The sequence below is a fragment of the Rhodopseudomonas boonkerdii genome, from assembly GCF_021184025.1.
Classification (GTDB): Bacteria; Pseudomonadota; Alphaproteobacteria; order Rhizobiales; family Xanthobacteraceae; genus Tardiphaga; species Tardiphaga boonkerdii.
In genome coordinates this window covers 281,643-307,877 of record NZ_CP036537.1, presented here as the reverse complement: position 1 = coordinate 307,877, position 26,235 = coordinate 281,643, and the positions used below count along the sequence as shown (strand labels likewise).

The 26,235-nt window shown below is 61.0% G+C and carries 28 protein-coding genes; 12 read left to right on the top strand and 16 right to left on the bottom strand.

What is annotated here, in order from left to right; genetic code table 11:
- Positions 1-156: 156 nt before the first annotated feature.
- Positions 157-1,116, top strand: coding sequence for a l-ornithine N(alpha)-acyltransferase (gene olsB, locus E0H22_RS01415; protein WP_430715200.1), 960 nt, complete (start codon positions 157-159; stop codon positions 1,114-1,116).
- Between the two features lie 139 nt (positions 1,117-1,255).
- Here olsB and coaA read toward each other — a convergent pair whose 3' ends face one another.
- From coaA to hisB, 7 genes are read right to left on the bottom strand one after another with little or no spacing between them, the layout of a single operon-like run.
- Entirely contained in the window at positions 1,256-2,212 is a 957-nt protein-coding gene (gene coaA / locus E0H22_RS01410) for a type I pantothenate kinase (RefSeq protein ID WP_233023997.1), read from the bottom strand.
- A gap of 54 nt (positions 2,213-2,266) precedes the next feature.
- Positions 2,267-2,590: a phosphoribosyl-ATP diphosphatase gene (locus E0H22_RS01405; protein ID WP_233023996.1), complete on the bottom strand. Its 324-nt coding sequence runs from the start codon at positions 2,588-2,590 to the stop codon at positions 2,267-2,269.
- A gap of 12 nt (positions 2,591-2,602) precedes the next feature.
- Positions 2,603-3,364: an imidazole glycerol phosphate synthase subunit HisF gene (hisF, locus tag E0H22_RS01400; protein ID WP_233023995.1), complete on the bottom strand. Its 762-nt coding sequence runs from the start codon at positions 3,362-3,364 to the stop codon at positions 2,603-2,605.
- Between the two features lie 10 nt (positions 3,365-3,374).
- Positions 3,375-4,106 carry a 1-(5-phosphoribosyl)-5-[(5-phosphoribosylamino)methylideneamino]imidazole-4-carboxamide isomerase gene (hisA, locus tag E0H22_RS01395; protein ID WP_233023994.1) on the bottom strand — a complete coding sequence of 244 codons (732 nt, stop codon included), beginning with the start codon at positions 4,104-4,106 and terminating at the stop codon, positions 3,375-3,377.
- Entirely contained in the window at positions 4,103-4,753 is a 651-nt protein-coding gene (gene hisH, locus E0H22_RS01390) for an imidazole glycerol phosphate synthase subunit HisH (protein ID WP_233023993.1), read from the bottom strand. The genes hisA and hisH overlap by 4 nt, the downstream gene beginning before the upstream one ends.
- Positions 4,750-5,262 carry a DUF2628 domain-containing protein gene (locus tag E0H22_RS01385; RefSeq protein WP_233023992.1) on the bottom strand — a complete coding sequence of 171 codons (513 nt, stop codon included), beginning with the start codon at positions 5,260-5,262 and terminating at the stop codon, positions 4,750-4,752. Before E0H22_RS01385 ends, hisH begins: the two co-directional genes overlap by 4 nt.
- A 41-nt stretch (positions 5,263-5,303) precedes the next feature.
- Entirely contained in the window at positions 5,304-5,897 is a 594-nt protein-coding gene (hisB, locus tag E0H22_RS01380; protein ID WP_233023991.1) for an imidazoleglycerol-phosphate dehydratase HisB, read from the bottom strand.
- A 204-nt stretch (positions 5,898-6,101) separates the two neighbouring features.
- Here hisB and hslV point away from each other — a divergent pair, with 204 nt between their 5' ends.
- Positions 6,102-6,677: an ATP-dependent protease subunit HslV gene (gene hslV / locus E0H22_RS01375; protein ID WP_233023990.1), complete on the top strand. Its 576-nt coding sequence runs from the start codon at positions 6,102-6,104 to the stop codon at positions 6,675-6,677.
- A complete protein-coding gene (hslU, locus tag E0H22_RS01370; RefSeq protein WP_233023989.1) occupies positions 6,674-7,975 on the top strand; it encodes an ATP-dependent protease ATPase subunit HslU in 1,302 nt (433 codons plus the stop codon). Before hslV ends, hslU begins: the two co-directional genes overlap by 4 nt.
- Positions 7,976-8,086: 111 nt before the next feature.
- Here the strand turns inward: hslU and E0H22_RS01365 are convergent, their stop codons facing one another.
- From E0H22_RS01365 to E0H22_RS01355, 3 genes are read right to left on the bottom strand one after another with little or no spacing between them, the layout of a single operon-like run.
- Positions 8,087-8,677, bottom strand: coding sequence for a Smr/MutS family protein (locus E0H22_RS01365; RefSeq protein ID WP_233023988.1), 591 nt, complete (start codon positions 8,675-8,677; stop codon positions 8,087-8,089).
- Positions 8,674-10,308, bottom strand: a complete 1,635-nt coding sequence (mltA, locus tag E0H22_RS01360) for a murein transglycosylase A (RefSeq protein WP_233023987.1) — start codon at positions 10,306-10,308, stop codon at positions 8,674-8,676. The genes E0H22_RS01365 and mltA overlap by 4 nt, the downstream gene beginning before the upstream one ends.
- Before the next feature lie 34 nt (positions 10,309-10,342).
- Positions 10,343-11,038: a Tim44/TimA family putative adaptor protein gene (locus tag E0H22_RS01355; RefSeq protein WP_233023986.1), complete on the bottom strand. Its 696-nt coding sequence runs from the start codon at positions 11,036-11,038 to the stop codon at positions 10,343-10,345.
- A 427-nt stretch (positions 11,039-11,465) separates the two neighbouring features.
- Here E0H22_RS01355 and secB point away from each other — a divergent pair, with 427 nt between their 5' ends.
- Positions 11,466-11,942, top strand: a complete 477-nt coding sequence (gene secB / locus E0H22_RS01350) for a protein-export chaperone SecB (protein WP_233023985.1) — start codon at positions 11,466-11,468, stop codon at positions 11,940-11,942.
- 109 nt (positions 11,943-12,051) lie between these two features.
- Here the strand turns inward: secB and dnaQ are convergent, their stop codons facing one another.
- The 4 genes from dnaQ to E0H22_RS01330 all read right to left on the bottom strand — a co-directional run bounded on the left by dnaQ (position 12,052) and on the right by E0H22_RS01330 (position 14,927).
- Positions 12,052-12,765, bottom strand: a complete 714-nt coding sequence (gene dnaQ, locus E0H22_RS01345) for a DNA polymerase III subunit epsilon (protein ID WP_233023984.1) — start codon at positions 12,763-12,765, stop codon at positions 12,052-12,054.
- A gap of 35 nt (positions 12,766-12,800) precedes the next feature.
- Positions 12,801-13,400 (bottom strand): dephospho-CoA kinase, encoded by a 600-nt coding sequence (gene coaE / locus E0H22_RS01340; protein WP_233023983.1) that lies wholly within the window; start codon positions 13,398-13,400, stop codon positions 12,801-12,803.
- Between the two features lie 82 nt (positions 13,401-13,482).
- Positions 13,483-14,091: a Maf family protein gene (locus tag E0H22_RS01335; protein WP_233023982.1), complete on the bottom strand. Its 609-nt coding sequence runs from the start codon at positions 14,089-14,091 to the stop codon at positions 13,483-13,485.
- The gene (locus E0H22_RS01330; protein ID WP_233026599.1) at positions 14,088-14,927 is read right to left on the bottom strand and encodes a pyruvate, water dikinase regulatory protein; all 840 of its coding nucleotides are present in this window, start codon (positions 14,925-14,927) and stop codon (positions 14,088-14,090) included. The genes E0H22_RS01335 and E0H22_RS01330 overlap by 4 nt, the downstream gene beginning before the upstream one ends.
- Before the next feature lie 467 nt (positions 14,928-15,394).
- Here E0H22_RS01330 and hemJ point away from each other — a divergent pair, with 467 nt between their 5' ends.
- The 5 genes from hemJ (at position 15,395) to E0H22_RS01305 (ending at position 21,734) form a co-directional block, all read left to right on the top strand.
- Positions 15,395-15,817: a protoporphyrinogen oxidase HemJ gene (hemJ, locus tag E0H22_RS01325; protein WP_233023981.1), complete on the top strand. Its 423-nt coding sequence runs from the start codon at positions 15,395-15,397 to the stop codon at positions 15,815-15,817.
- Between the two features lie 356 nt (positions 15,818-16,173).
- Positions 16,174-17,439, top strand: coding sequence for a transcription termination factor Rho (rho, locus tag E0H22_RS01320; RefSeq protein WP_233023980.1), 1,266 nt, complete (start codon positions 16,174-16,176; stop codon positions 17,437-17,439).
- Between the two features lie 257 nt (positions 17,440-17,696).
- Complete coding sequence (mnmE, locus tag E0H22_RS01315; protein WP_233023979.1) at positions 17,697-19,022, top strand: tRNA uridine-5-carboxymethylaminomethyl(34) synthesis GTPase MnmE; 1,326 nt, start codon at positions 17,697-17,699, stop codon at positions 19,020-19,022.
- 352 nt (positions 19,023-19,374) lie between these two features.
- The gene (mnmG, locus tag E0H22_RS01310) at positions 19,375-21,249 is read left to right on the top strand and encodes a tRNA uridine-5-carboxymethylaminomethyl(34) synthesis enzyme MnmG (protein ID WP_233023978.1); all 1,875 of its coding nucleotides are present in this window, start codon (positions 19,375-19,377) and stop codon (positions 21,247-21,249) included.
- 23 nt (positions 21,250-21,272) lie between these two features.
- The gene (locus E0H22_RS01305; RefSeq protein WP_233023977.1) at positions 21,273-21,734 is read left to right on the top strand and encodes a GNAT family N-acetyltransferase; all 462 of its coding nucleotides are present in this window, start codon (positions 21,273-21,275) and stop codon (positions 21,732-21,734) included.
- On the opposite strand, the gene E0H22_RS01300 is transcribed toward E0H22_RS01305, so the two are convergent.
- Positions 21,724-22,362: a DUF4269 domain-containing protein gene (locus E0H22_RS01300; protein WP_233023976.1), complete on the bottom strand. Its 639-nt coding sequence runs from the start codon at positions 22,360-22,362 to the stop codon at positions 21,724-21,726. The genes E0H22_RS01305 and E0H22_RS01300 overlap by 11 nt on opposite strands.
- On the opposite strand from E0H22_RS01300, the gene rsmG reads away from it, so the two are divergent.
- From rsmG to E0H22_RS01285, 3 genes are all read left to right on the top strand, one after another.
- On the top strand, positions 22,361-23,062 hold the full coding sequence (rsmG, locus tag E0H22_RS01295; RefSeq protein WP_233023975.1) for a 16S rRNA (guanine(527)-N(7))-methyltransferase RsmG: 702 nt from the start codon (positions 22,361-22,363) through the stop codon (positions 23,060-23,062). The two genes, E0H22_RS01300 and rsmG, sit on opposite strands and share 2 nt — an antisense overlap.
- Positions 23,059-23,925: a ParA family protein gene (locus E0H22_RS01290; RefSeq protein WP_233023974.1), complete on the top strand. Its 867-nt coding sequence runs from the start codon at positions 23,059-23,061 to the stop codon at positions 23,923-23,925. The genes rsmG and E0H22_RS01290 overlap by 4 nt, the downstream gene beginning before the upstream one ends.
- Before the next feature lie 161 nt (positions 23,926-24,086).
- The gene (locus E0H22_RS01285) at positions 24,087-24,974 is read left to right on the top strand and encodes a ParB/RepB/Spo0J family partition protein (RefSeq protein ID WP_233026598.1); all 888 of its coding nucleotides are present in this window, start codon (positions 24,087-24,089) and stop codon (positions 24,972-24,974) included.
- A gap of 144 nt (positions 24,975-25,118) precedes the next feature.
- Here the strand turns inward: E0H22_RS01285 and holA are convergent, their stop codons facing one another.
- The gene (gene holA, locus E0H22_RS01280) at positions 25,119-26,147 is read right to left on the bottom strand and encodes a DNA polymerase III subunit delta (protein WP_233026597.1); all 1,029 of its coding nucleotides are present in this window, start codon (positions 26,145-26,147) and stop codon (positions 25,119-25,121) included.
- Positions 26,148-26,235: the final 88 nt, after the last annotated feature.

Genomic DNA, 26,235 nt, shown 5'->3' with positions numbered 1-26,235 from the left:
GCTAGGTTTCACCGGGCTACCTTCCTCCACACCTCCTGTCACACCCCCGCAATACACCCGTCACACCACTGTTGAGCACCCATGTTGTTTGATGCGGTCAGGCCGCGTCGATTCGCGTGGGGCTAACCGCGGCCGGGGTAAAGTCGGGGATTGGCTATGCACGGCAACGAGCTCGTTCGACCGAAGCCTGGCATTATCAAGCCAGGTGTCATGCATATGTTGCGACCGCAGAATGTCGCCCTCGCGGCACAGACTGCAATCACCTGGTTCAAGCCGCCATTCCATTTCGATCCCGTCAGCGTTAATCCCAATGGCACGCCTTCGCTCGGCCGTATGGGCCCGCTGGAAGTACGCCTTGCCAACGACAAGCGCGACGTAAAACGCGCGCAACGTCTGCGCTACAAGGTGTTCTACAAGAACGGCACTGCCATCGCCGATGCTGCCACCATGCTGGCGCGGCGCGATAAGGATGCCTTCGACAAAATTTGCGACCATCTCTTGGTGGTCGATCATGCCGCCAAACCGACCCTGTCCGGCCGGCAGCCGGTGGTCGGTACCTATCGCCTGCTGCGTCACGAAAGCGCGATCCGGAATGGTGGTTTTTATACGCAGAACGAGTTTGACCTCGACAGCATCCTGAACAAACATCCCGGCCTGCGTTTTCTCGAACTCGGCCGTTCCTGCGTGCTTGAGCGCTATCGTACCAAGCGCACGGTCGAGCTGCTATGGCAGGGCATCTGGAGTTATGTGAAACAGAATCGCTTCGATGTGATGATCGGCTGCGCCAGTTTTGAGGGTACCGATCCGGATACGCTGGCGCTGCCGCTATCATTCCTGCATCACCACGCACGCGCGCCAGAGGAATGGCGTGCTCGCGCGCATGGCTCGCGTTATGTCGAGATGAACCGGATGCCGAAGGAAGCCATCGATCAGAAGGCTGCACTGCGCGCGCTGCCGCCGCTGATCAAGGGCTATCTGCGCATCGGCGCGATGATCGGTGATGGCGCCGTGATCGATCATCAGTTCGGCACGACAGACGTGCTGATCGTGATGCCGGTGTCGGCGATCGGCGCGCGCTATATCGAGCATTTTGGCGGAGAAGCGAAGGCGGCGTAAGTTCGGTCTCTCTCAACAGCCACTCCAATTGTCATCGCCCGCGAAAGCGGGCGATCCAGTAAGCACTGATTTCTATGATGACACACCGACGACGGTGTGTACTGGGTCGCCCGGTCAAGCCGGGCGACGGCAGACCGAGTTACAGCCGCCGCAGCGCCACGTTCTCGATCACGTGATCCGCGCCCTTCTTCAAGATCAGCGTCGCTCGCGGACGCGTCGGCAAAATATTGTCTTCCAGATTGGCGAGGTTGGTGCGTTCCCAGATCGCCAGCGCCGTCGCCGTCGCTTCTTCATCGGACAGCAGCGCATAGCGATTGAAGTACGACCGCTTGTCGTGGAAGGCGGTGTCGCGCAGCGCCAGGAAGCGCTTCACGTACCATTCGCGCAGGACCGGCTCGTCGGCATCGATATAGACCGAGAAGTCGAAGAAGTCGGAGACGACCGGCACCGCCTTGCCATCGCGCGGCAGACGGCCGGCCTGCAGTACATTGACGCCCTCGACAATCAGGATGTCCGGCTGATCAACCTCGATAAACTTGTCCGGAACGATATCGTAGGTGAGATGCGAGTAGACGGGCGCACGCACATTGCGACGGCCGGCCTTGATGTCGCTGAGGAACTGCAGAAGCAGCGGAAGATCGTAGCTTTCCGGAAAACCCTTTTTCTGCATGATGCCGTTGCGTTCGAGCACCGCATTCGGAAACAGGAAACCGTCGGTGGTGACGAGATCGACTTTCGGTTTCGGCGACCAGCGCGCGAGCAAGGCCTGCAGCACGCGGGCGGTCGTGGACTTGCCCACGGCAACCGAACCGGCGACACCGATGATATAGGGCATCTTGCGATCTTCGATGCCGAGAAATTTGCGCTGCGCCACATAGAGCCGCTGATGTGCAGCGACATACATCGACAGCAGACGCGACAGCGGCAGATAGATGTCCTCGACCTCGCGCAGATCCAGACGATCATGCATCGAGCGCAGCGCCGCAATCTCCTCGGCATTCAGCGCCATCGGCATGTCGTCGCGCAGTTTCGCCCACTGTTCGCGGGAGTAGTTGCGGTACGGATCGTATTTCTGGTCGGAGGCCCGCATATTCATCAGTGTTTCCCAAATGAAAGGCCGAAGCTCTTGATGACTTTTGACCTCGGAATATCAGTCGCGCGCGCGTGACGCCTTTTCCTGCAAACCGGATTGATTCGTGCGTGCGCCGAGCGCCGCCTCGACATCCTGAATCGTGATGCCGCGCGATTTTAGCAACACCAGAAGGTGAAACAGCACATCGGCACTTTCATTGATCAGATCGGTGCGATCCGCCTCGACCGCGGCGATGACCGCTTCGACCGCTTCCTCGCCGAATTTCTTGGCGCAATGCACGGCGCCTTTGTCGAGCAGCTTCTTCGTATAAGACGACTCGCCATCGGCCGCAGCCGCGCGGGCGTCGATGATGTCAGCGAGATCATGAAGTGTGAAGGACATCGAGAGCCTTTCCTACGGATCAAGCCGCATCGGCAGACCCGCCCGCTGCATGTGGTCCTTGGCCTGTCGGATGGTAAATTCACCGAAGTGAAAGATCGAGGCAGCCAGCACGGCGGTGGCATGGCCGGACCTGATGCCTTCGACCAGATGATCGAGATTGCCGACGCCGCCCGAGGCGATCACCGGCACTGGAATACTGTCGGCGATGGCGCGGGTCAGCTCGATATCGAAACCGGTGCGGGTACCGTCGCGATCCATGGATGTGAGCAGAATTTCACCGGCGCCGAGCGAGACCACTTCCTGGGCGAATTCGATGGCGTCGATCCCGGTGGACTTGCGGCCGCCATGGGTAAAGATCTCCCAGCGCGAGCCGGCACGCTTGGCGTCGATGGCGACGACGATGCACTGATCGCCGAACTTTTCCGCGGCTTCCTTGACGAATTCGCGACGCGCCACCGCGGCTGAGTTGATCGACACCTTGTCGGCGCCGGCGCGCAACAGCGCCTTGATGTCGTCGACGGTACGAACACCGCCGCCGACGGTCAGCGGCATGAAGCAGGCTTCCGCCGTGCGGCGAACCACGTCCATCATGGTACCGCGATTTTCGTGCGTGGCGTTGATGTCGAGAAAGGTCAGCTCGTCCGCACCGGCGGCGTCATAGGCAATCGCAGCCTCAACCGGATCGCCGGCATCGCGCAGATCGACGAAATTGACGCCCTTAACCACGCGGCCGTCCTTGACGTCGAGGCAGGGGATGACGCGGACCTTGAACATGGCTGTGTTCCTATACGGCCTGCTTGATCAGCTTGAGCGCTTCCGCCGGATCGATCCGGCCGTCATAAAGCGCACGGCCGGAAATGGCGCCTTCGAGCTTTTTCGCACGCGGCCCCAGCATCGCCTTGATATCGTCGATCGAGGCGAGGCCGCCGGAGGCGATGACGGGGATCGAAATGGCATCGGCGAGCGCAATCGTCGCGTCCCAATTGATGCCCTTCAGCATGCCGTCGCGGGCGATGTCGGTGAAGATAATCGCGGCGACGCCGGCATCTTCAAAACGCTGTGCGATGTCCAGCGCCGTGACGGTGGACACGTCCGCCCAACCTTCCACCGCGACCTTGCCATCGCGCGCATCGAGGCCGACGGCGACGCGGCCGGGGAATTTCTTGGCGGCTTCCTTCACGAGAGCGGGATCGCGCACCGCCGCCGTACCGATGATGACGCGGGTGATGCCCTTCGAAAGCCACGCTTCCACCGTCGCGAGATCGCGGATACCGCCACCGAGCTGCACTGGAAATTTTACGCGCGTCAGCATCGCTTCGACCGCCTGCGCATTTACCGGCTTGCCGGCAAAGGCGCCGTCGAGATCCACGACATGGAGATACTCGAACCCCTGATCCTCGAACGATTTTGCCTGCGCGGCAGGATCGAGGTTAAACACGGTGGCGCGCGTCATGTCGCCTTGTTCGAGGCGGACGCACTGGCCGTTTTTCAGGTCGATGGCGGGAAAGAGAATCACGGCTTCCACTTCAGAAAGTTGGCGATCAGGGCCAAACCAAATCGCTGGCTCTTTTCGGGATGAAACTGCGTGCCGATGGCGGTGTCGCGGCCGACGATGGCGGTGACCGGCCCGCCGTAATCGGCGCGCGCAAGCACTTCGGCCTCGTTCACCGCATTGAGGTGATAGGAGTGCACGAAATAGGCATGACGGCCCTTCGGCCCGAGCGGCAGGCCTTGCAATACCGGATGTTCGCGCAACAGTTCGAGCGTATTCCAGCCCATATGCGGGATCTTCAGCGACTCATCCTGCGGCGTGATCTTCTCGACGTCGCCGGCGATCCAGTTGAGACCATCGGTGATGACATGCTCCTTGCCGCGCGTCGCCATCAGCTGCATGCCGACGCAGATGCCGAAGAATGGCCGCGCTTTGTCGCGCACCGCTTCGGTCATGGCATCGACCATACCGTCGAGTTCGTTGAGACCACGGCGGCAATCGGCAAAAGCGCCGACGCCGGGCAGGACGATCCGATCGGCGCGAAATACCTGATCGGGATCGCGGGTCACGACGATCTTCGGAGGCACTTCCATGCCTCGGGTGGCGCGCTCGAAGGCTTTTGCAGCGGAGTGCAGATTGCCGGAGCCGTAATCGATAATGGCGACGGTCACCGCGTCACTCCCGGTTGCGGAAACAGGCCGATCACATCCTCCGGCCCGCGCGCGAATGGCTGGGCTGGAACACGGCGGGTCGGCGGCGGCGCGCCACGATCGGTCGAATAGGATTCATCGCGCCGGCTGGTGGCCCAATGATCGAAGAAGCGGCGTTCGGCGGCTTCGGTATTGTCGGCAACGACCATATCGAGCTGTCGCCATTTGCCCGACGATAACGACCAGCGGCGCAGGCTGGACGCTTCAAAGCCCATCAGCAGCGCGACCAGGAACATCACGATACCGCGCAGGCCGGCCCCGACGCCAAGCTTCGACAGCGCGATCTCGCCGACGAACGACAGCACAAGATAACCGATCAGTACTAGCCATAGCCGGTGAAACAGCAACCAGAACGGCCCTGCCACAAAGGCCCAGAAATGGAAGCCGTCGCGCACGAAGACAAACTTGTCCGTCGCCGCTGATGGCGCAAGGCCAGCGCTCTTGGGCGCATGAACTGTATAGACCGGCATGCAAACTCCGCCGCGACAAAGCAGGGATCACGAAACGAGGATCAGCCGCCGAGCTGACCCTTGGTGGACGGCACTTCGCCGGCATTGCGTGGATCGATGGCGACTGCCGTCCGCAACGCCCGTGCCAGACCCTTGAAACAGGATTCGGCAATGTGATGGCTGTTCTCGCCATATAGGGTTTCGACATGCAAAGTCACGCCCGCCTGTACGGCAAAGGCCGTAAACCATTCGCGCACGAGTTCGGTGTCGAATTCGCCAATCTTGTGGGTCGGAAAGGTGGACTTGAACACCAGGAAGGGGCGGCCGGAAATATCCAGCGCCACCCGGGTCAGGGTCTCGTCCATGGGCATATAGAGCGAGGCGTAGCGGGTGATGCCGGCCATGTCGCCGAGCGCGTGTTTCACCGCCTGGCCGAGAGCAATGCCGACATCTTCTGTGGTGTGATGGAAATCGACATGGAGATCGCCGACGGCTTTGACGGTGATGTCGATGCGGGAATGGCGGGCGAGCAGATCAAGCATATGGTCGAAGAATCCGATGCCGGTGGTCGAATTGGACGCACCGGTGCCATCGAGATTCACGGAAACCTCGATCTGGGTCTCCTTGGTGGCGCGCTTGATCGTCGCCTTGCGCATCGAAGGGGCCTTTCGCTGGCTGAAACCGCGGTCTTTTAACAGGGGGATGACAGGGACGCTACGGCTCGAACGCGGGATTCGGCGGCTATGGTGAGCGGAAATTCATGGCTGGAGACAGCGACAGCGCCTTTAAATTCCGCCGCCATCGGCCGCATTTGCATCCGACCCCGCCCATGCCTAGATCAGACCCTCACGAGGATACCCATGAGCAACCATTCTTCCGCGTCCGGTGACGCATCGTCCGTGATCTGGCACGGCACCACCATTCTGACTGTCCGCAAGAACGGAAAAGTCGTGGTCGGCGGCGACGGCCAGGTCTCGATCGGCCAGACCGTGATCAAGTCCAATGCCAGAAAGGTCCGTAAACTGGGCAAAGGCGACGTGATCGGAGGCTTTGCCGGCGCCACCGCCGACGCTTTCACCCTGTTCGAGCGCCTGGAAGCCAAGCTGGAACAGTATCCTGGGCAGCTCACCCGTGCCGCTGTCGAACTCGCCAAGGACTGGCGCACCGACCGTTATTTGCGCCGGCTGGAAGCCATGATGATCGTGGCCGACAAATCGGTCTCGCTGGTTCTCACCGGCACCGGCGACGTGCTGGAGCCGGAAGGTGGCGTGATGGCGATCGGCTCCGGCGGCAATTATGCGCTGGCCGCAGCTCGTGCATTGACCGATACCACCGACCAGGATGCCGAGAGCATCGTCCGCAAATCGCTCGATATCGCCGCCGATATCTGCGTCTACACCAACCGCAACCTGACGATCGAGACACTGAGCGAATGACCGACTTCTCTCCCCGCGAAATTGTCTCCGAGCTCGACCGCTTCATTGTCGGCCAAGGCGACGCCAAACGCGCCGTCTCGATCGCGCTGCGCAATCGCTGGCGCCGACTGCAACTCACCGGACTGCTGCGCGAAGAAGTGCTGCCGAAGAACATTCTGATGATCGGCCCCACCGGCGTCGGCAAGACCGAGATCGCACGCCGGCTGGCCAAACTAGCGGGTGCGCCGTTCCTCAAGGTGGAAGCGACCAAATTTACCGAGGTCGGTTATGTCGGCCGCGATGTCGAGCAGATCATTCGCGATCTCCTTGAGGTCGGGATCGCGCAGACCCGCGAAAAGAAGCGCAAGGATGTGCAGGCGCGGGCGCAGCTCGCCGCGGAAGATCGCGTGGTCGATGCGCTGGTCGGCGCAGGCGCGAGCGCAGCCACCAAGGATTCGTTCCGCAGGAAGCTGCGCAATGGCGAGCTCAACGACAAGGAGATCGAGATCGAGGTTGCGTCATCGTCGGGCCCGGCGATGTTCGAGATTCCCGGCATGCCCGGTGCACAGATGGGCGCGATTTCGCTCGGCGATATCTTTGGCAAGATGGGCAAGGGCACCAAGACGCGGCGCCTCAAGGTCGCCGACGCTCATGAGCCGCTGGTGAGCGAGGAAGCCGACAAGTTGCTCGATAACGATCAGGTGGTGCAGGAAGCCATCTCGGTCGTCGAGAACAACGGCATCGTGTTTCTCGACGAGATCGACAAGATCTGCGTGCGCGACGGTCGCAGCGGCGGCGAGGTCTCGCGCGAGGGCGTGCAGCGCGATCTGTTGCCGCTGATCGAAGGCACCACGGTTTCGACCAAGCATGGAGCCGTCAAGACCGAGCACATCCTGTTCATCGCCTCCGGCGCATTCCACATCGCCAAGCCGAGCGACCTGCTGCCGGAATTGCAGGGCCGCCTGCCGATCCGCGTCGAACTGGATGCACTGACGCGCGACAACATGCGGCGAATCCTCACCGAGCCCGAAGCATCGCTGATCAAGCAGTATGTCGCGCTGATGCAGACCGAAGGCGTGACGCTGGAATTTTCGGACGACGCCATCGATGCGCTGGCCGACGTCGCCGTCGCGGTCAACTCGACCGTCGAGAATATCGGTGCGCGGCGTTTGCAGACAGTGATGGAGCGGGTGCTCGACGAGATTTCGTTCACCGCGCCGGACAAGCACGGCGAGACCATCCGCATCGATGCCGGCTATGTGCAGAAGCATGTGGGGGATCTGGCGAAGAACACGGATCTCAGCCGGTTTATTCTGTAACGCGCGGCTGTAAGACGTAGGGCGGATGAGCGAAGCGTAATCCGCCGCGGAGCTTCAACCATGAGCTCGGCCGGCGGATTACGGCTTCGCCTGATCCGCCCTACGGCAAGCCTACCGCGTCCGCCTCACCCGCACATACAGCGCCCCGGCACCGCCGTGCCCGATATGGGCTTCCTCGAAACCGACGACGAGTGCGCGAAACTCAGGCAAACTAAGCCAGATCGGCACCTGCCGTCGCAGAATGCCGCGCTCGGATTCAAGGCTCCCGGTGCGCCCCTTGCCCGTGATGATCAGTACGAAAGACAGGCCATCATAACTCGCCCGCTGCAGAAACGTGGCGAGCGCGCGATGGGCGCGTTCTTGGGTCATGCCGTGCAGATCGAGTCTCGCGTCGATCTCCTTGCGGCCACGTGAGAGCTGCGAACGTTCCCGGCGGCCAAGCGCCATCAGCGGTGGCACCGGCGGAGCGGTCTGTTTCACCGGCTTGGCCGGCGGGGCCTCCACCACCTTGCGAGACATCGGCGGCAGCGGCGCCAGCGCGGCCTCGACAGTGCTTGCATCGGGCGACGCCCGGCGCGTCCGTTTGCGCAGCGGTTTCACCTGTTTCGCGACGCTATCCCACAATGCGCGCTCCTCCTCACTGAGAGGACGATGACGGCGGCGGGGTGGGTCAACGATCTGCGGTGGACGCGAACGTTTCATTGCCAGGGGAAACGGAAAGACGACGACGATTGCGCCGGCGCGCGGCGATAGACACGACGCTTATACTTCGCGCGGCGTGGCTTGGCTTCCTGTTTCACCTCTGGCGGGACATTCTTCGCGAGCGGGGGCGCCGATGCCGGGCGCGCTTCCGGCATCGGAATGGCGGCTGCGGCAGCAATAGCCGGCGCCACGGGTTCGGCAGGCTTTGGTGCCGGTAGTGGTATGCCGGTTGAAACAGGCGTGCTCAGTTTGATCTCGGATGATGGTTCCGTTTTCGTGACAACAGACTTCTCGGGAGCCACCGCGCCTGCCTTTGCCGGCTCGCTCACCGGCGTCTGCGGAAACAGTTTTGCAATCTTCGCCGCGGGCCTCGCGTCGGGCAGGGGCATATTATGGCCGCGCGCCGAGGGATCGAGACTTCTCGGCACCAGCATGACGAATTTCGCGGGATGGCGGATGCGGCCAGCAACCCGGCCCATCTCGGCACCAGCACCGAAATAGAGATCGGCCCGTGCGGGCCCGACAATCGCCGAACCTGTATCCTGCGCCACCATCAGACGGCGGAAGGGCGTCTTTGATGTATCGGTATCGATGGGCAGTTCGCCCTCGATGAAGAACGGCGTGCCATAGACATGCAATGCCTTGTCGACGGCAATCGAACGCCCCGGCGTCAGCGGCACGCCCTGCGCGCCCACCGCTTCATCCTTGTCGGCGAGCTGCACCTCGCGGAAGAACACGAAAGCCTTGTTCTGCCGCCGCACTTCATTCGCGGCTTCCGGATTCTCCTCGAAATATTGCCGGATGCGCTGCATCGACATCTGCTCGCGCGGAATGATGCCGCGATCGATGAGCACGCGGCCGACCGGCGTATAGCGATAACCGTTGTGAGAATCGTAGTTGATACGGATCATGCTGCCGTCTTCCATGCGGACGCGCGCGGAGCCCTGGATTTGCGAGAACAGCAAATCCGTCTGGCTCTTCAGCCAGGCGATTTCCAGCCCGCGGCCGGCGATGGCGCCATCCTCGATCTGCGCACGATCGTAATAAGGCACCAGCTTGCGGCGGCCGATCTTGCGAAAGACGTCGCCGCCATTGGGCAGACTCGGCGATGCCTGGTTATATCCGCGTACGAACAGGTTCGACGGCCGACGATAGACCGGGACCGTATAAACGTCGGTCCTGGTCTTCGAGCCGTCGACGATGGGCTCGTAATAGCCGGTCACAAAGCCGTCGGGCTCGCCAAGTCGCGAGATGCGGATGGGCGTGAAGTTCTGTTCGAAGAAGGCGCGCGCCTTGGCGCCGTCAGTCACATCCGCCGATTTCGCAGCCTGACAGGGATCGCGCAGCGAGTTACCGATGGCCTTGGCTTCTGGCACAGGATGGCGCGGTGCTGAAATCGGCCTGCAGCTGGCGCGAAAGGCCGTGAAGGCACCGAAGGGATCGTCCTCGCTCCAGCCAGATATCTCCGACCACGCCACCGGCATGTATTGGCTGCCGGGAAATTCGAACGGGAATTCGCGCACCGGATTATAGCGCGGGACATAGGCCTCGGAATGTCCGCGGCTGCGGTATTTGTGATTGAGGCCACGCGCATCGGCGGCACACGCCGCCAAAGTGACGGCGCATGCCATGACACACGCAGCAAGCGCCGCGCGGCGCGCGTCCTTACTGACCGGCGCCGGTGCCAACCAGCTTCCAGTTCGGATCGCGCGAGGAGATATCGCGAGCGAAGGTCCAGACGTCGGTGATATCGGACACGCTGTCGGCGCTGCCATCCACCACATGACCGGTCTTGTCGCGGGTCACCGATATCATCTGCGACACGAAGCGAATGGTCAGCTGCGCAGTGCGGTCACGCACCTCGGCGCCAACGATCTCCGCCTTGTCGATGGAGACGAAGCGGGTTTCGGTCTTCAGCTCCTTGGTTTCGCGATCCTTGATGGCGGCATCGAAGCTATCGAACACTTCCGTGGAGAGCAGATCCTTCAGCGCGCGGCGATCGCCATTGGCGAAAGCGAGCACGATCATCTCGTAAGCGCTCTTGGCGCCGGTGACGAAATGGCGCGCGTCGAAGGACGAATCCTGCTCGACCATGGCGTCGAGACCGGCAGCCAGCGGTGTGCCCGGCTCGGCGATCCCCTTCCAGCGCTCGGCCGGCGAAATCTCAGCGGCCGGAGCCGGCTGGCTCTGGTCGATCGGGCTGCTCGGCATGGACACCACATTGCCTTCCTGCGGCATCGCCTCACGGGCGGCGCGGTCGAAGGGCGGACGCTCTTCCCCGGTACGCTGTCCGAGCACACTGCGCAGGCGCAGGAAAATGAAGACCGCCAGTGCCAGGAAGATGATGGTGTAAATGTCCACGTCTTGTCGCTTTCTGATCGGTACCGGGCTTGGGACCCGGGAAGTAAGGTGCCGCGACACAGGATACATCATCGGCGGCACAATCTCATCTAGACATGAAACCCGGTCCAGCCAATGGCATGCGCTCCGGGGGGCCTGCGGCAAAGCGGCCCCGCTTGGGATGACGGTAACGCCGAACGGGGCGACAAGTTTCTCCCGTGCCGACGGGCGCCGGGTATGGAAGCCGCGGCATATCAGCCGGTTAGCACCGATCGGCGGGCGAATTGAGGCAATTCTCGGCCATTGGCGGACTGCAATCTGACGCTGCCGTCCTTGTCGAATACCGCGGGCCTATGATAGCCACTCGCCGCACGGAAGGGCCGCTTTGGCGCGGCTTTTCGCGGCGAATCGGCAAAGCCGCCCGGCGGCGCTTCAGGAGATTTTCGACATGGCAAATGGCAACGGCAACGCTCCCGAGGTGGCTCCGCCCCAGCTCAACGTGCTGGCTCAGTATACCAAGGACCTCTCCTTCGAGAATCCGAATGCTCCAGCCTCGCTGGCTCCCCAGCAACAGCAGCCAAACATCAACATCCAGATCAATGTCGGCGCCAACAATCTCTCGGACAGCGAATATGAAGTGACACTGTCCATCGAAGGTAAGGCCGATGCCAACGGCTCGGTGCTGTTCTCATTCGAACTGGCTTATGCCGGGGTGTTCCGCATCGTCAACGTACCGCAGGAAAATCTGCACCCGCTGATCATGATCGAATGCCCGCGCCTGCTGTTCCCGTTCGCCCGCGAGATCGTTGCTACCGCCGTGCGCGACGGCGGTTTTCCGCCGCTGATGCTCGATCCGGTCGATTTCGTCGGCCTGTATCGCCAGAACCTGGAACGCCAGCAGGCCGAAGCCGGCCCGGCGAATTAACTGAACTGTACCGTAGGGCGGATGAGGCGAAGCCATAATCCGCCGCGGTGTCTCAACTTTGGACTCGGCCGGCGGATTGCACTTCGCTTATCCGCCCTACGGCCGCGGGTTACGAAGCCGCCTTGTCCGGCTCGCCCCAGAATTCCGACCAGATCTGCTTGTCACCCAGCGTTGCCACAAAGGCGCGATGGGCGATGCGGTCGTCTTCCGTCACGCGCGGCGCCAATGCGATCTCGCGCTGACGGCGCGGCGCATCGCTGACGCCGCTGCGCACCATGATCGGGGCTTCATCCGCCAGGATCAGCGACGACTGCCGCGCACCGACAAGATCGATATAGACCTCAGCCAGCAGTTCAGAGTCGAGCAGTGCCCCGTGCTTGGTGCGGCGGGAATTGTCGATCGAATAGCGGGCGCAGAGATCGTCGAGACGGTTCGACACGCCTGGATGTTTTCGCCGCGCCAGGAGCAGGGTATCGACCAGACGATCACGCGGTACGGGCGGACGCTTGATGCGGTCGAGTTCCATATTGATGAAACCGAGATCGAACGAACCGTTGTGAATCACCAGTGGCGAATCGCCAATAAAGGCGAGGAAGTCATCGGCGATTTCATGAAACAGCGGCTTGGTGGAGAGAAACTCCGCCGACAGACCGTGAACATTGAACGCCTCCTGCGGCATGTCGCGCTCAGGATTGCAGTAGACGTGAAAGGTCTGGCCGGTCGGCATCCGATTGTAGATTTCGAGGCAGCCGATTTCCACCAGCCTGTCGCCGCGGAGCGGATCGAGGCCGGTGGTTTCAGTATCCATCACGATTTCACGCATCGATGTTCTCGGCTCGGCAAATCAGGGCAAGAATCTTAGATTCTTCGTCGTGGCATTTTAGCAGCTTCGGCCAGAATTTCAGCGATCCGGGCGCGCACGGGTTCGATACCATGCGAGGTATCCACGACGAAGTCCGCCCTCTTGCGTTTTTCGGCATCGGGCAGCTGCCGCGCGAGAATGGCGTCGAGCTTTTCTTCCGTCATGCCTTCGCGGGCGAGAATGCGTTCGCGTTGCGTCTTCGCATCGGTGGAGACGACCACGATCCCATCGACGCGCTTGTCCCCGCCGGTCTCAAACAGCAACGGAACATCGACCACAGCGATCGGCGCCCCGGAGGCCTCCGCATCGTCGAGGAACTTCTTGTGATGCTTCGCAAGCAGGGGATGAACGATGCTTTCGAGCTTCTTCATCGCCTCGGCATCGTGAACGACCAGCGGCGACAGTTTTGTGCGATCCACCTTGCCGTTGGCGGTGGTCCCGGGGAACGCCGCCTCGATCAGCGGCACGGCTTCGTTTTCATAGACCTTATGCACCGTGGCATCGGCATCATAGACAGGCACGCCAGCCTCCACGAACAGTTTAGCCGTGGTCGATTTCCCCATGCCGATAGAGCCGGTCAGCCCCAACACGCGCATTCACTTCCCCACTCTCTTTTCCTTGTCCCGGTTCTGCGAAGCGTCACTTCGTGCCGCATCGCGTCCGGAACGCTGTTCTTGTTCAAATCCCGATCATCCGCTCACCGCGTAGAAATTTCAGAAGCGGCAGCAGCGGTAGACCGAGGATCGTGAAATGATCGCCCTCGATCAATTCGAACAGGTGCACACCGAGACCTTCCAGCTGATAGGCGCCCACGCTGGCCGTCACCCTGTCGCCGGCAGCATCCAGATAAGCGTCGATGGCGCCATCGTCGAGTTGACGCATGGTCATATGCGCGACCGAAACATGGGAGAAAATCGTCGCGCCATCGCAAACCACCGCGATGGCCGAATGCAACTCATGAGTCCGGCCGACAAGGTCGCGCAATTGCTGCGCGGCTTGATCGCGGCCCGCGGGCTTGTTGAACAGCCGATCACCGACCGACAGCGTCTGGTCGGCGCCAACAACATAACGGCCCGGATGCCTGAGCGAGACGAAGGCCGCTTTTTGCTCGGCGAGCAAAGCCGCGATCTCGCCAGGTACCGTCAGATTGGAACGCTGCTGGATGCCGCGCTCGTCGATGTCCGCCGGAGCTGCATCGAACGGGATGCCGGCATTTGCGAGCAGCATGCGTCGCGCCGCGCTCTGCGACGCCAGAATCAGCGGCTCCTCGCCGCGCCAGATCGTCATTCCTGCATCCGTTGCCGCTGGCGGTCCGCCAGCAATTTCATGATTGCTGCGGCGGTCTCTTCAATGGAGCGCCGCGTCACTTCCAGCAAGGCCCAGCCATATCTGGCAGACAACTTGCGTGCATAGGTGACCTCATCGGTCACCGCCTGACGATCGATATAGTCGTCATTGGCCGTATCGCCACCGATCGACAACAATCGGTTCTGCCGGATCTGGATCAGTCTTTCCGGCGTGGCGTGCAGGCTGACCACCAACGGATTTTTCAATGTCTCGAGCTGTCTAGGAATCGGGATACCGGGCACCAGCGGCACATTGGCGGTGCGGACACCGCGATTCGCCAGGTAGATCGAGGTCGGGGTCTTCGACGTGCGGGACACGCCGACCAGAACGACATCGGCCTCTTCCAGCCCTTCGGTATGCTGACCGTCATCATGCATCATCGAATAATTCAGCGCATCGATACGCTTGAAATATTCGGCGTTCAAAACGTGCTGGGCTCCGACCCTGCCGGAGGTCGAAGCGCCGAGATAGTTCTGGAACAGTTGCATCACCGGGCCGATGATCGACAGGCTGGGCGAATTGATTTCCTGGCACTTCGCTTCCAGTCGTTCGACCAGATCCTTTTCCAGCAGCGTGAACAATACGATTCCGGGCGCTTCCTCGATCTCGGTCAGCACGCGGTCAAGCTGCTTCTGGCTGCGAACCAGGGGGTAGACGTGCTCCACGGGCGTCACATTGGAATATTGCGCGGCGACCGCCCGGGCGACGGTAATCAGCGTCTCGCCGGTGGAGTCGGACACCAGATGAAGATGAAAAAAGCTGCCGGTGGTATGCACCATAACCCTGTGTGTTCTGTGAATCCCTGTGGAGCTCTTCGCCCCGTTTCGCGGCGATGGCGCGACGACCGGGATAACCCGGATTCTTTTTCACAGGCCTGCCAGCGGGGATACCGTTTGGCGGTGTCCGTCATGATAATGGGGTTATGTGAATTTGTCTCTCCGGAATCCTGACCGAACGCACGACAAGTTCCTGCATTGCTTGTCTTTGCCGATGACAAGAGGCTCGCGAACAATTCCGACCGCCATGTGCACAAGTACGGGACAATGCGGGGACAGGATTGTGCCGGCTAAATCCACGGCCAATCAGACTCAAACCTTAAGAATCTAATAGTAGATTTGAGGAAGAGGGCCCATGCCGATAGAGCGGGGATCACCGCACGGACCTCGCTTGCGAAACAACGGCAATCCCGTGCACATGTTCCCCTCAAGACACCGAGCACTCTGATAGATGGCAAGGCTTAGCAATGTATGAATGGGCGAAGGCTTTACACATCATCGCCGTCATTTCCTGGATGGCGGGGATGCTCTACCTGCCTCGGTTGTTCGTCTATCACTGCGACGCCGAGATCGGCTCAAAACAGTCCGAAACCTTCAAGGTGATGGAGCGCCGGTTGCTCAAGGCGATCATCAACCCGGCGATGATCGCAACCTGGCTTCTCGGTCTCTACCTCGCGTGGTCCGGTAGCTGGTTCAATTCCGGTTGGCTTCACGCCAAACTGTTGCTGGTGCTGCTAATGTCCGGCGTTCATGGCTTCCTGACCGCCCGGGTGCGCGATTTCGCCCTCGACCGTAACACACGTAGCGCTAAATTTTATAAAATTATCAATGAGATACCGACTGTCTTGATGATCTTGATCGTCATTCTGGTGGTGGTGAAGCCGTTTTAGGGCCCGGTGTCCCGGGGGCGGGGCGGCACGAAGCGCTGCTTCAAAAAGCCGGGACCGTACAGAACGCCATGGTCGGAGCCCAGGAGGAGATTTTCTGACATCCTGGCACTTCCGGCGATCTTGCGCGTTGGTCGGATGTCCCATATGTTCGTGGCTCTCCCACCCGACGCAGGCGATGCGGTTCGACCCGGCTTTTGAAATCCGCCGGCCGCTGCATCAGGCTTGAAGCTTCTTCAGCACCTTTATCGCTCAAGACTTCGTTGCCGGGGACCTGCGGGCTTTCGTGACTCTTCTGAGCGTCCGCACCTCTCCAGCAGCTTGCACCTCCCCACCGATTCTCCACAGGACCACCCCCAATGCGGGAAATGAAACTTCAAGACCTCAAGGCCAAGACGCCAGCCGAGCTCGTCTCGTTTGCGGAAGAGCTTGGGGTCGAAAATGCCAGCACCATGCGCAAGCAGGAACTGATGTTCGCCTGCCTCAAGCAGCTGGCATTGCAGGAAACCGACATCATCGGCGAAGGCGTCGTTGAGGTTTTGCCCGACGGCTTCGGTTTTCTCCGTTCATCGGACGCCAATTACCTTCCCGGCCCGGACGACATTTACGTCTCGCCCTCGCAGATCCGCCGTTTTGGCCTGCGTACCGGCGATACCGTCGAAGGCCATATCCGCAGCCCGAAGGAAGGCGAACGCTATTTCGCGCTGCTCAAGGTCAACACGCTGAACTTCGAGGATCCCGAGAAGTCAAAGCATAAGGTCAATTTCGACAACCTGACGCCGCTGTTTCCGAACGAGCGCTTCCGTCTCGAACTGGAAGACCCGACCCGCAAGGATCTGTCGCCGCGCGTCATCGATATTGTTGCCCCGATCGGCAAGGGCCAGCGTGCTTTGATCGTCGCGCCGCCGCGCACGGGCAAAACCGTGCTGATGCAGAACATCGCGCATTCGATCACGGCCAATCACCCGGAGTGCTATCTGATCGTTCTTCTGATCGACGAACGTCCGGAAGAAGTCACCGACATGCAGCGCTCTGTGAAGGGCGAGGTCGTGTCCTCGACTTTCGACGAGCCGGCCACCCGCCACGTCCAGGTTGCTGAAATGGTGATCGAGAAGGCTAAGCGCCTGGTCGAACACGGCCGCGACGTGGTGATCCTGCTGGATTCGATCACCCGCCTCGGTCGCGCCTACAACACCGTTGTTCCGTCTTCGGGCAAGGTGCTGACCGGCGGTGTCGATGCCAATGCGCTGCAGCGTCCGAAGCGCTTCTTCGGCGCCGCGCGAAATGTGGAAGAAGGTGGCTCGCTCACCATTATCGCCACCGCGCTGGTCGATACCGGCAGCCGCATGGACGAGGTCATCTTCGAAGAGTTCAAGGGTACCGGTAACTCCGAACTCATCCTTGACCGCAAGGTCTCGGACAAGCGGACCTTCCCGGCCATCGACATTTCGCGTTCGGGCACCCGTAAGGAAGAGCTCATCACCGATCCGCAGGTGCTCAAGAAGATGTATGTTCTGCGCCGCATCCTCAATCCGATGGGCACCATGGACGCCATCGACTTCCTGCTCGACAAGCTCCGCAACACGAAGAGTAATTCGGAGTTCTTCGATTCGATGAATACGTAAGGTTTTTTTGGTTCTGAAATTGAAAGGCGCCGCTGTTCTGCAGCGGCGCCTTTTTTGTTGTGATGCCACACACTCCATTCCTCATGGCGAGGAGGCGCGAAGCGCCGTCTCGAACCATGAGCTGGCCTGGCTCTGAATCTGTGGCCACCCTTCGAGACGCGCGCGATGCGCGCTCCTCAGGGTGAGGGCGGAGCGGCAGGATGAGGGCCGGAGCGAGAATCCCGTTGCGCCACACCCCCACCGTCGTCAAATAGGCGATGCATCCGCGCGACCAGACTATCTACGCATTATCCTCCGGTCGGCCCCCGACCGCGATTGCTATTGTGCGGGTCTCCGGCACTCGCGCCGGCATTGCGCTTGAGCGCCTCGCAAAAAAGCGACCGATACCTCGCGCGGCCACCCATGTGTTGCTCGCCGACGAGAAACTGGGCCCGATCGACGATGCCATGGTGCTTTGGTTTCCCGCGCCCGCCAGTGCCACCGGTGAGGACACTGCCGAATTTCACATTCATGGAGGCCGTGCGGTTCTCGTCGCATTGTTCGACGCACTTGCTGCCATCCCCGGTTTGCGTCCGGCGGAACCCGGCGAATTCACGCGTCGTGCTTTCGAAAACGGCAAGCTCGATCTGACCGAAGCCGAAGGTCTCGACGATCTCATCCATGCTGATACCGACCGTCAGCGCAAACAGGCGCTGCGCCAGCTCAAGGGTCTGCTCGGCGACAAAGCGAGAAACTGGCGCCAGCAGATCATCGAAGCATTGGCCCTGGTGGAAGTCGGCATCGATTTTTCCGACGAGGGCGATGTTTCCGCGGAACTGATGGCACCCGCATTGGAGAAGGCGGAAGCACTTTGCCGTGAGATCGAGGAGGTGCTGTCGGCGCAAGGCCGGGGCGAGCGCCTGCGCGAGGGGCTTGTTGTGGCGATTGCCGGTCAACCCAATGTCGGTAAGTCCACGCTGATGAATCAGCTCGCCCGCCGTGATGTCGCGATCGTCTCGCCTCATGCGGGAACGACGCGCGATGTGCTCGAAGTGCAGCTTGATCTCGACGGTTATCCGGTGACCGTGATCGATACGGCCGGTATTCGCGAGACGATCGACCCGGTGGAAGAAGAGGGCGTCCGTCGTGCGCGTGCCCGGGCGGGTGAAGCGGACCTTGTTCTGTGGCTGGTCGACTCAGCGGATGCTGCACGGCCAGAAGGTTGGCTGACTGAGAGCGATGCGCCGATCTGGATCGTCAGAACCAAAACCGATGTGCCTGCCGCGGCTTTGGAGGACGCAACGTTTTCGATTTCGGCCGAACGCGGCGACGGCATGAGCGAACTGATGTCGGCGCTGGTTGAATTTGCATCCCAGTATTTCGGACAGGGCGAGGCAGGCTTCATCACACGGGATCGCCAGCGTGACCTGCTTCGTCGCACGGTAGATTTGCTGCGGCACGCTGCAACATCGGCGCAGCAAGGCGATGAACTCGTGGCAGAAGATCTGCGCGCCGCTGCATATCAACTTGGTCGGTTGCTTGGGCAGGTCGATGTGGAAGATGTGCTCGATAGCATATTTAGGGATTTTTGCATAGGAAAGTAATAATTCCTATAATTGATGTTTCACGTGAAACAAGAGCAGCGCCTTGCCATAGGCTCTATCCTCATGGTGAGGAGGCGCGAAGCGCCGTCTCGAAGGATGGCGGTACGCTCCGAGCCAGCCATTTCATGGTTCGAGACGCGCGCCACCTGGCGCGCTCCCCATCACGAGGGGACAGAGTGCGTTGCGTTCCGCCTGGGCGACTAGCATCGCCAACCGACGGACCACATTTCCAGTCTGACTCTCAGGATGAGGTTCCATGTAATGGAACCTAGGCGAGCTTCTCCGTTTCACGTGAAACGCCCCTCTCGATTTCCCTTCAATCTTGTCCACAGGCGCGCTAGAAGCTGCTGCCATGCAAGACAAGTTTGATGTCATCGTCATCGGTGGTGGACACGCCGGCTGTGAAGCTGCGGCTGTGGCTGCGCGCATGGGCGCGCGTACCGCGCTGGTCACCCACAAGTTTGCGACTATCGGTGCGATGTCCTGCAATCCCGCCATCGGTGGTCTCGGCAAGGGCCATCTGGTCCGAGAGGTCGACGCGCTGGACGGATTGATGGGCCGTGTCGCCGATGTCGGTGGCATCCAGTTCCGCATGCTCAATCGCAAAAAAGGTCCGGCCGTGCGTGGTCCGCGCACCCAGGCCGACCGCAAGCTTTATGCAACGGCGATGCAGGATGCGATCACGGCTATCAAGAATCTCAGGGTCATTGAAGGCGAGGCCGATGATCTTCTGACGGCGAACGGTCGGGTGACTGGCATCCGTCTGGCCGATGGCCGAGAGCTGGTTGCCGGAGCCGTGGTCATCACCACTGGCACCTTCTTGCGTGGCCTGATCCATCTTGGTGAGAAGAACTGGCCGGCGGGCCGGATCGATGAAGCCCCGGCACTTGGCTTGTCCAAGGCTTTCGAACGAATCGGTTTTACGCTCGGCCGCCTGAAGACCGGTACCCCGCCGCGCCTTGACGGCAAGACCATCGATTGGTCCGCTGTCGAAATGCAGTCGGCGGATGACCCGCCCGAGCCGTTTTCGGTGATGACTGATCGCATCACTACACCCCAGATCCAGTGCGGCATCACCCGCACCACGCCAGTTACCCATGAGGTGATCCGCGCCAATGTGCATCGCTCGCCGATGTATTCCGGCCAGATCAAAAGCTCCGGCCCGCGCTATTGCCCATCCATCGAGGACAAGATCGTCCGCTTCGGCGATCGCGACGGTCACCAGATCTTTCTGGAGCCCGAAGGTCTCGATGACGACACCGTTTATCCCAATGGCATCTCCACCTCGCTGCCGGAGGAGGTTCAGGCGGCGATACTGGCTTCGATCCCCGGTCTCGAGCGGGTTAGAATGATCCGGCCGGGCTATGCCATCGAATATGACCATGTCGACCCGCGCGAACTTGAGCCGACCCTGCAGGCGAAGCGGATGCCGGGTCTATTCTTGGCTGGACAGATCAATGGCACCACAGGTTATGAGGAAGCTGCCGCTCAGGGTCTGGTGGCCGGTCTGAACGCTGCCCTCGCCGCATCCGGCTCGACGCCGGCCGTATTCGATCGTGCCGACGGCTATCTCGGCGTGATGATCGACGATCTGGTCACCCGCGGCATCTCCGAGCCCTATCGGATGTTCACCTCGCGGGCCGAGTATCGCCTGACTCTCCGTGCCGATAATGCTGATCAGCGTCTGACTGACAAGGGTATCGCTCTCGGCTGTGTCGGCAGTGATCGTATTACCCGGCATACGGTGAAGATGGACGCGCTGGCCGCCGGCAAGGCGTTGGTGAAGGCATTGTCGATCACCCCAAACGGGGCGGCAAAGCATGGGCTTGCCCTCAATCACGATGGTCAACGCCGTACGGCCTTCGATCTCCTGTCTTATCCCGAAACCGAATGGGCCACGGTGACCAGGATCTGGCCGGAATTATCGGCCATTGACCCAGCGATCGGCACCCATATCGAGATCGATGCCAAGTACGACGTCTATCTCAAGCGTCAGACCGCGGATGTGGAAGCTTTCCGCCGCGATGAAGGTCTGTCGCTCACCGAGGTCGATTACGATACAGTCCCCGGGCTTTCCAACGAGGCCCGCGCCAAGCTGAAGGCTGCTTTGCCGCGGACGATGGGGCAGGCTGGTCGTCTGGATGGTGTCACACCGGCGTCGCTGGCGATCTTGACAGCTTATTTGCGCCGTGAAGCGCGCAAGACGGCAGCAACGAGCATGGCCTGATCTGTTTCACGTGAAACACCGAGATGGATACGATGTCGACTACGCGTCGAGCGGAAATAGGCGATCTACAGGAGCTGTTGGCGCTCTATCGGCACCTGACACCCGATATGCCGGAGCTGTCTGATGATCTGGCAAAGAACCGTTGGCTCGAAATCCTTTCGGCAGAGCATGTCGCAGTGTTTGTGGTCGAGGATAAAGGCGTCTTGGTCGCGTCCTCCACCCTGATCACCGCGCCAAACCTGATGCGGGGAGCGACGCCTCATGGGTTCCTTGAGAATGTGGTGACCCATGTAGGCCATCGGCGTCACGGATATGGGCGTGAAGTTGTCGAGGCCGGATTGGGAGAAGCCTGGGCGAGGGGATGTCAGCGGGTGTTGCTGGTGACCGGCCGGATGCATTTGAACCCGCATGTGGCCGACTTCTACACAAGCTGCGGGTTCAAATCCGGACGAGCGGGACTGATGGCCCAGCGGCCTATTTCCTAACGGCGGTCGCAAGATGAGGTGCGGGGGTCGCGAGTACCTCAACAAGCTCCTTATCGGTTGCGTCACAGAGCTTGTTCATCGACTCATAGGGACCACCCGCCAATCCGAGTGCGGCGGCGAAAGCTGGTTCAGTCTTCAAGCCTTGCATCCGGAACATCATGATCCGATCGTGAAGGACGGAGCCTGCAAGGCCGAGTAGCCGTTGCTCGACCTTGAAATGTCGCCACCCGGCCTGATCTTCGACGGGATCGGCGGCCGCGAATATCTCGAACGGCCAACCTTCGGCCTCGAACTGCGCAATGAGCGGTCGGCCTTTGACCACCCATCGATACATGACAAAGCCTTTGGCCGATCTGAATGTTTGCCAAATCAAGTCGGCAATCTCGTTGAGATCCGGTGCGTGGCAGACGATATCGATGTCGCTCGCGGGCAAAGCAATGCCGAGGGGCAGGGTGCCGACCACGTGCGGATCGAACGGTGCCAGCAGATCGAGAATGCCGGTGCGATGGATAGCGTCTTCGTAGGATGGACAACTCATGGGCCGACTCCCAGGCATTTCGATAGCCGCCGTCTCGGACTCAGGGTAAGAATAATCACTCCCTTCATGATGCATCGATACCCAATCCATGGCGCAACGTTCCCAGCCATCCGCTCCTGTTCCCCTTCTCGGCAGCGACAAGGCCGCTGCGCTGCGGCTCACGCCTGTTTCACATGAAACGGAAGCGCGGCTCGACCGCTATGTCGCCCTGTTGCTGCAATGGCAGGCCAAGACCAATCTCATCTCGCCGGCCACGCTTCCAAATCTCTGGACGCGCCATATCTCGGATTCGCTACAGCTTTTGAGGCTCGCGCCCGATGCGCGTGTCTGGCTCGACTTCGGCAGTGGCGGTGGTTTTCCTGGCGTGGTGCTGGCCTGTGCCATGGGCGATGTCGGTGGCCACGTCCATCTGGTCGAGCGTAACGCCAAGAAGGCGGCGTTCCTGCGCGAAGCGCTGCGGGTGACGCAAGCCCCCGGGTCGGTACATCTCGCTGACATCGGGGATAGTGTGGATAGTTTCCCTGAGCGCGTCGATTGCATCACCGCACGAGCAGTGGCATCGCTAGAAATCATTCTGGGTTTCGCAGCTCCCCTGATGAAAAATGGCACCAAGGCGCTGTTTTTGAAGGGTCAAGATGTAGATGCGGAATTGACCGAAGCTACTAAATATTGGAATATAAGCCCACGCCTGCATCCGAGCCTCACCGGTGGGCAAGGCTGGATTGTTGAACTGGATACGATCGCGCGGCGCGAACCGTCCGCAAACCCACGCATGGCTCACGCAAAATGACCGTCATTGATCAGGAATATCAAGAGGATAGCTCGAAAACTCTGCCCGGCCATCCGCGCATCCTGGCGCTGGCCAACCAGAAGGGTGGCGTCGGCAAGACAACCACCGCGATCAATCTCGGAACCGCACTCGCCGCGATTGGCGAGCGCGTGCTGATCGTCGATCTCGATCCCCAGGGCAACGCCTCCACCGGCCTCGGCATCGATCGCCGCGATCGCGCCTGTTCGACCTATGACGTGCTGACCGGCGATGCCCCGCTGCGCGATGCCGTCGTGGTCACCGCGGTGCCGCGTCTGCATATCGCTGCCTCGACCATGGATCTCTCAGGTCTCGAACTGGAAATCGGTTCGGCCCGCGACCGCGCCTTCCGCCTGCGCGACGCTATCGGCGAACTCAACAACAATGTCTCGCCGGGCTCCGACTACACTTACGTGCTGATCGATTGCCCGCCGTCGCTCAATCTGCTCACCGTCAATGCGATGGCTGCGTCGGACGCAATCCTCGTTCCGCTGCAGTGTGAGTTCTTCGCACTCGAAGGTCTGTCGCAATTGCTGCAGACAGTGGAGCAGGTGCGCTCGACGTTGAATCCGAACCTGACCATCCACGGCATCGTCATGACCATGTTCGATGCGCGCAACAACCTGTCGAACCAGGTCGTGGCCGATGTCCGCGAGTTCATGGGCAACAAGGTCTACGACACCATGATTCCGCGCAACGTCCGCATTTCGGAAGCGCCGTCTTACGGCAAGCCGGTGCTGGTCTATGACCTGAAATGTGCCGGCTCGGAAGCCTATCTGCGTCTCGCCACCGAAGTGATCCAGCGCGAGCGCGACATCCGCGCGGCGCCGGTCGACGCGGCATAACGCGCGACGTTCGTAGGATGGGTTGAGCGAAGCGAAAACCCATCGACCAAACGCGCGACTGCTGATGGGTTTCGCTCCGACGCTGCGCGTCGCCGCTCTACCCATCCTACAAATATCGAGTTTGAGTTTTGGAGTGACCCATGAGTTCGAGGGGATTGGCGATGGCCGATGAAGCGCGTTCGCGGTTGGGCCGCGGTCTGGCAAGTCTGATCGGCGATGTCGGCGGCGAAGCCGCGCAGACCGAGCGGCCGGCGCGCGCGCAGCGCAAGGTGCCGATCGAGTTCATCAAGCCGAACCCCCGCAATCCGCGCCGCGCCTTTGCCGATGCGGAGCTGAATGAACTCGCCGCCTCGATCAAGCAGCATGGCGTGATCCAGCCGATCGTGGTGCGTCCGGTGAAGGGTGCGCATGATCGTTTCGAGATCATCGCCGGCGAGCGCCGCTGGCGCGCGTCGCAGCTCGCCGGTCTGCATGAAGTGCCGATCGTGCCGGTCGATGTCACCGATGCCGCTGCGATGGAAATTGCCATCATCGAAAACGTGCAGCGCGAAGACCTCAATCCGATGGAAGAGGCGCAGGGCTATCACGCGCTCGCCGAGACCTACAAACATAGCCAGGACGACATCGCGAAAATTGTCGGCAAAAGCCGCAGCCATGTCGCCAACATGATGCGTCTCACCAAATTGCCGGAAGACGTTCAGGCGCTGATCGCATCGAACCAGCTCAGCAATGGTCACGCCCGTGCACTGATTTCACTGCCCGATCCGTCCGCCGCCGCGAAGCGCGTAGTCGCCGAAGGCCTCAACGTGCGCCAGACCGAAGCGCTCGCGCATGAGGAAGGCGTGCCCGAGCGTGCACCGCAGAAGCCGCGCGCCGGCTCGGCGCCGAAGGCCGCCAAGGATGCCGACACCATCGCTCTGGAAAAGCGTTTAAGCGATGCACTCGGCCTGCAGGTGAGCGTCGACCACCGCGATCCCGGCGGTGCCGTGATGATCAAGTATCGCGATCTCGATCAGCTCGACGAGATTTTGAAGCGGCTGGATAAATAGGGCGTCATTCGAGCTCTCACACTCTCCGCTGTCATCGCCCGCAAAAGCGGGCGATGCAGTAAATGACGGCAGGAGTGTTGAGCCAAGATGCGCTGTGTACTGGGTCGCCCGGTCAAGCCGGGCGATGACAAGAAGAGATTGGTTCTACCCTCTGCGCCTTGCATTCACGGCAATCGACATTAACGCCCTCTGTGCGATCGCCGCGCCGAGGGCGTTTTGTTTGCGTATCTCGAGCGCGGCCACCGCGAGCTGGTCCATCACATTCGCCAGCCGTCGCGCCGTGAAATTGCGCAGTGCCGCTTCCACCGCGCCCTTGCGTGAAAAATGCAATCGCGGAAATCCGCTCTCGGCCGCGGCCGACGCCGGCGTGCCGGCTTCCACCAGCAGGCTCGCTTTGTGAAGAGCCGCCGCCTGGCGCTGCGCGGCCATCACGATCATGCCGGGATAAGTACCGGCGATCATTGCCTTGTTGAATTCGGTTTCCACCAGCGCCGGGTTGCCGGCGAAGGCGCCGTCCACGATCGGATCGATCTTCAGCTCGGAGGCGTCGGCCACGCAGGCCATCACATCATCGAGCGTCACCTCGCCTGTGCCATGTGCATAGAGCATCAGCTTGCGCAGCTCGTTGCGCGAGGCCTGGCGGTCGCCGCCAAGCAGCGACATCAGCGTTGCGCGTGCATCCGGCGTCATGCGCAGATTCGCGAGCTGCAATTCGTCGTTGATCAGCTTGGTCAGATCGCGCTCGGTGTCGGGATAGCAGGCGATGGCGACGGCGGTCTTCGCCTTCTCGCACGCCTTGCGAAGCGGGGATTCCGGCCTGAGTTCGCCGGCCTCGATGACGATCCGGCAATCACGGATCGACATCTCGCTCAGCGTATCGACCCCGCTGGAAAAATTCTTCGAGCCGGCGCGCACGCGAATGGCGCGGCGTCCGCCGAACATCGGGATCGTCATCGCTTCCTCGACCAGCCGCGACGGCTCGGCCGCGAGATCGTCGCCATCCATGCGCACCAGCGAAAATGGATCGTTGGGATCGTCGACCGCGGATTTCACCAGCGCCTCGGCACGCTCACGCACGAGGCCCGCATCAGGGCCGTAGAGCAGGATGATCGGCCGGGTGGAGTCCGGCCGGCTTAGGAATATGTCGATGTCTTTTCCGCGAAGGGCGACCAAGGCGATGTCTGCTTTCACTCAGTCCCTCATGGTGAGGAGACGCGCAGCGTCGTCTCGAACCATGAGTTGTCTTGGCACCGGTGCCTGC

Coding starts and splice junctions, on each gene's coding strand:
- olsB (WP_430715200.1), top strand. CDS start 157: ATGCACGGCAACGAGCTCGTTCGACCGAAGCCTGGCATTATCAAGCCA.
- coaA (WP_233023997.1), bottom strand. CDS start 2,212: ATGAATATGCGGGCCTCCGACCAGAAATACGATCCGTACCGCAACTAC.
- E0H22_RS01405 (WP_233023996.1), bottom strand. CDS start 2,590: ATGTCCTTCACACTTCATGATCTCGCTGACATCATCGACGCCCGCGCG.
- hisF (WP_233023995.1), bottom strand. CDS start 3,364: ATGTTCAAGGTCCGCGTCATCCCCTGCCTCGACGTCAAGGACGGCCGC.
- E0H22_RS01385 (WP_233023992.1), bottom strand. CDS start 5,262: ATGCCGGTCTATACAGTTCATGCGCCCAAGAGCGCTGGCCTTGCGCCA.
- hisB (WP_233023991.1), bottom strand. CDS start 5,897: ATGCGCAAGGCGACGATCAAGCGCGCCACCAAGGAGACCCAGATCGAG.
- hslV (WP_233023990.1), top strand. CDS start 6,102: ATGAGCAACCATTCTTCCGCGTCCGGTGACGCATCGTCCGTGATCTGG.
- hslU (WP_233023989.1), top strand. CDS start 6,674: ATGACCGACTTCTCTCCCCGCGAAATTGTCTCCGAGCTCGACCGCTTC.
- E0H22_RS01365 (WP_233023988.1), bottom strand. CDS start 8,677: ATGAAACGTTCGCGTCCACCGCAGATCGTTGACCCACCCCGCCGCCGT.
- mltA (WP_233023987.1), bottom strand. CDS start 10,308: ATGGCATGCGCCGTCACTTTGGCGGCGTGTGCCGCCGATGCGCGTGGC.
- secB (WP_233023985.1), top strand. CDS start 11,466: ATGGCAAATGGCAACGGCAACGCTCCCGAGGTGGCTCCGCCCCAGCTC.
- dnaQ (WP_233023984.1), bottom strand. CDS start 12,765: ATGCGTGAAATCGTGATGGATACTGAAACCACCGGCCTCGATCCGCTC.
- coaE (WP_233023983.1), bottom strand. CDS start 13,400: ATGCGCGTGTTGGGGCTGACCGGCTCTATCGGCATGGGGAAATCGACC.
- E0H22_RS01335 (WP_233023982.1), bottom strand. CDS start 14,091: ATGACGATCTGGCGCGGCGAGGAGCCGCTGATTCTGGCGTCGCAGAGC.
- hemJ (WP_233023981.1), top strand. CDS start 15,395: ATGTATGAATGGGCGAAGGCTTTACACATCATCGCCGTCATTTCCTGG.
- rho (WP_233023980.1), top strand. CDS start 16,174: ATGCGGGAAATGAAACTTCAAGACCTCAAGGCCAAGACGCCAGCCGAG.
- mnmE (WP_233023979.1), top strand. CDS start 17,697: ATGCATCCGCGCGACCAGACTATCTACGCATTATCCTCCGGTCGGCCC.
- mnmG (WP_233023978.1), top strand. CDS start 19,375: ATGCAAGACAAGTTTGATGTCATCGTCATCGGTGGTGGACACGCCGGC.
- E0H22_RS01305 (WP_233023977.1), top strand. CDS start 21,273: ATGGATACGATGTCGACTACGCGTCGAGCGGAAATAGGCGATCTACAG.
- rsmG (WP_233023975.1), top strand. CDS start 22,361: ATGGCGCAACGTTCCCAGCCATCCGCTCCTGTTCCCCTTCTCGGCAGC.
- E0H22_RS01300 (WP_233023976.1), bottom strand. CDS start 22,362: ATGGATTGGGTATCGATGCATCATGAAGGGAGTGATTATTCTTACCCT.
- E0H22_RS01290 (WP_233023974.1), top strand. CDS start 23,059: ATGACCGTCATTGATCAGGAATATCAAGAGGATAGCTCGAAAACTCTG.
- E0H22_RS01285 (WP_233026598.1), top strand. CDS start 24,087: ATGGCCGATGAAGCGCGTTCGCGGTTGGGCCGCGGTCTGGCAAGTCTG.